General features: G+C 65.0%; 4 protein-coding genes. 2 read left to right on the top strand and 2 right to left on the bottom strand.

All coding sequences use genetic code 11. The features are described from left to right. Both AC1DOC_RS25060 and AC1DOC_RS25055 read right to left on the bottom strand, forming a co-directional pair. The coding region (locus AC1DOC_RS25060; protein ID WP_478130710.1) for an FAD-dependent oxidoreductase at positions 1-229 on the bottom strand (229 nt) is incomplete at its 3' end. Positions 230-281: 52 nt separating this feature from the next. Beyond that, positions 282-1,607: an amidase gene (locus tag AC1DOC_RS25055; protein WP_018905022.1), complete on the bottom strand. Its 1,326-nt coding sequence runs from the start codon at positions 1,605-1,607 to the stop codon at positions 282-284. Between the two features lie 222 nt (positions 1,608-1,829). On the opposite strand from AC1DOC_RS25055, the gene rpsB reads away from it, so the two are divergent. Continuing rightward, positions 1,830-2,582 (top strand): 30S ribosomal protein S2, encoded by a 753-nt coding sequence (gene rpsB, locus AC1DOC_RS25050; protein WP_012747707.1) that lies wholly within the window; start codon positions 1,830-1,832, stop codon positions 2,580-2,582. Between the two features lie 80 nt (positions 2,583-2,662). Continuing rightward, positions 2,663-3,475: translation elongation factor Ts (tsf, locus tag AC1DOC_RS25045; RefSeq protein ID WP_478130709.1), on the top strand; the 813-nt coding region annotated here is incomplete at its 3' end.

Here is a 3,475-nt window from a genome sequence, read left to right as displayed (position 1 = left end):
GCTTGATGGCGCCGTGCGGCGACAGCAGCGAGCGCAGCACCTTGGCGCGCATGCCCGGCGCCGCCCAGGGCGTGACGTAGCCCGGCGCGACCACCCCCGCATTCGCAAAACTGGATTCTTCGGCGGCGGCGCCGCGGCGCTCGAACACGGAAACTTCATGGCCGTCCGAAACCAGTTCCCAGGCGGTTGTGACGCCGATGATGCCGGCGCCCACGATCGCGATTTTCATTGAATTTTTGAGTAAGAAGAGATGGCCGCCGCCCGTCGATCGGTGCGCGAGGCTATTGTTTTTGCAGCGCTTTTTCTGCTTGCAGGGCGACCGCCAGGACGGCGTCGTCATGCAGCGCGGCATGCCACAGCATCAGGCCCACCGGCAGTTCGCCGGCGGCATGGCAGGGCAGCGAGATGGCGCAGCCGTCGAGCATGTTGACGATCGACGGGTTGCGCAGCAAGAGCGCATTGATGCGGAAGAATTCGTCGTCGCGCTCGGCGCCCGGCGCAACGCTCGCAATGGCGGGCGCGGTGATCGGCACGGTGGGCGACAGAACCGCATCGAAGGGCGACAGCGCCGCCTCGACGCGGGTGATCCAGTCATGGCGGGCATGCACGAGATCGATGTATTCGTGCGCCTTCATGGTGGCACCCTTGAGGATGCGCTGCACCACGCGAGGATCGTAGCCGGCGCCGCTGCGCTCGAGCAGCAGCCGGTGCCAGGCGTAGGACTCGGCCGCCGAGAAACCGCCCGTGGCGTTGATGGCCTGCAACTGCGCGAGCTCCGGCAGCTCGATTTCCTCGATCCGGGCACCACCATCGCGCAGTGTTTGCATCGCATCTTCGAAGGCGCGGGCCACCGCGGGCTCGATGCCGTCCAGGAACACGTTCTTCACGACGGCAAGCCGGTATGCCCCCAGCGAGGCCGCACCGGCGGTCACGCGGCGTGCCGCGAGGACTTCATGCGCGGTGATGGCATCCCGCACCGAGCGCGTCATGGCGCAGACGGTGTCGAGCGTGGTCGACAGCGGCAGCGCGCCCTGGGTCGGCACCAGCCGGGCGGTGCTCTTGAAGCCCACGATGCCGTTCAGCGCGGCCGGAATGCGGATCGAGCCGCCGGTGTCGGAGCCCAGGCCGATGAAGGCCGCCCCGGTGGCGACCGACACGGCGGCCCCGGAGGACGAACCGCCCGGGATGCGCGGCGTGGCCGCATCGCTCGCGTTGGCCGGCGTGCCGTGGTGCGGGTTGACGCCCACGCCGGAAAAGGCGAATTCCGTCATGTTGGTGCGGCCCGTCAGCACGCCGCCCGCGGCGCGCAGTCGCGCCACAGCCACGGCATCGGCCTTGGCGGCCGGCGCATGCGAAAGCACCACGGAACCCGCCGGGGTCGGCTGCCCTTCGATGTCGAACAGGTCCTTGGCGGTGAAGGCGAGCCCGGCGAGCCGGCTTTGCGGCGCCGAACCGGCGACCTGCTGGCGGGCTTCGTCGAACAGCGTGCGGGTGAACACGTGGCGGCAGGCCGGGGACTGGGCAATGCCGATGGCGCGCTCCATTTCGGTGCATGCATCGGTGCCACCTGCCAGAAGATTCAGACGGGTGGCGTGGAGGTCGTTCATGGGTGGGCTGCGAGGGCGCGGACGGCTCGGTTCCGGGGTGGGCAAGGAGAAAGGGCGAGAGAGGGCCGTGCTATACTCTTTGGGTTTCGCTGAACATGTGACGGCTTTCGTCGCACCCAGCCAAACACATCCGCAAACCGGCCCAATCAAGGTGTTGTGATTCCATTCGAAGGAAGCGCAAAACGGGCTGGATTTTAGACCCAACCTTTGGAGTAATTTTCAATGTCTACCACCATGCGCGAAATGCTGGAAGCCGGTGTCCACTTCGGTCACCAAACCCGCTTCTGGAACCCCAAGATGGCCCCATTCATCTTCGGCCATCGCAACAAGATTCACATCATCAACCTGGAAAAGTCGCTCCCGATGTTCCAGGACGCGATGAAGTACGCCAAGCAGCTCACCGCCAACCGCGGCACGATCCTGATGGTTGGCACGAAGCGCCAGGCCCGTGAAATCGTGGCTGCCGAAGCCCGCCGCGCCGGCGTGCCTTTCGTCGACACCCGCTGGCTCGGCGGCATGCTGACCAACTTCAAGACGGTCAAGACCTCGATCAAGCGCCTGAAGGACATGAAGGCCCAGCAGGAAGCCGGCCTCGACAGCCTGAGCAAGAAAGAGCAGCTCACTTTCACCCGTGAGATCGAGAAGCTCGAGAAGGACATCGGCGGCATCCAGGACATGACCGCGCTGCCCGACGCCATCTTCGTGATCGACGTGGGCTTCCACAAGATCGCCGTGGCCGAAGCCAAGAAGCTGGGCATCCCGCTGATCGGCGTGGTCGACTCCAACCACTCGCCCGAAGGCATCGACTACGTGATCCCGGGCAACGACGACTCGTCGAAGGCCGTCACGCTCTACGCCCGCGGCATCGCCGACGCGATCATCGAAGGCCGCAACAGCGCCACCGGCGACGTGGTCAAGGCCATTGCCGAAGGCAGCGATGAATTCGTCGAAGTCGAAGAGGGCGCCTCGGCCTGATCGAGTGCTCTCACGCGCCTGAAGAAGGGGCTTGGTGCCCCTTTTTTTTAATCTGATTTTTTGGACACGGAGATAGAACAATGGCTGCAATCACCGCAAGCATGGTCGGCGAACTGCGCGCAAAGACCGACGCGCCGATGATGGAATGCAAGAAGGCCCTGACCGAGGCCGACGGCAACATGGAAAAGGCCGAAGAGCTGCTGCGCATCAAGCTCGGCAACAAGGCTGGCAAGGCATCGGGCCGCATCACCGCCGAAGGCGTGGTCACGGCGTTCGTCGACGGCGCTGCCGGCGGCATGATCGAGATCAATTGCGAAACCGACTTCGTCACCAAGAACGACAGCTTCCTGGCCATGGCCAACGCTGCCGCGATGCTGGTCGCCAAGCACAACCCCGCGGACATCGCCGCGCTCGGCGCGCTGCCCTATGAGCAGGACGGCTTCGGCCCCACGCTCGAGGACGTGCGCAAGGGCCTGATCGGCAAGATCGGCGAGAACATGAGCTTCCGCCGCTTCAAGCACTTTGCCGGCAACGGCAAGCTGGCTTCGTACCTGCACGGCACGCGCATCGGCGTGATGGTCGAGTTCGAAGGCGACGACACCTCGGCCAAGGATGTGGCGATGCACATCGCCGCCATGAAGCCGGTCGCCATCCAGGCATCGGACGTGCCCGCCGACCTGATCGAAAAAGAGCGCGCAGTGGCCGCCGGCAAGGCCGAGGAAGACCGCAAGACGGCCGAAGCCGAAGGCAAGAAGCCGCAGCCTGCCGAGATCGTTGCCAAGCGCATCGAAGGCGGCGTGCAGAAGTACCTCAAGGAAGTCTCGCTGCACAACCAGCCGTTCGTGAAGAACGACAAGCAGACTGTCGAGCAGATGCTCAAGGCCGCCAATACC

The sequence above is a fragment of the Variovorax sp. 01T439_2 genome, from assembly GCF_056398445.1.
Note: the sequence above shows the minus strand (reverse complement) of the source record. Positions and strands in the feature narration are given on the sequence as shown.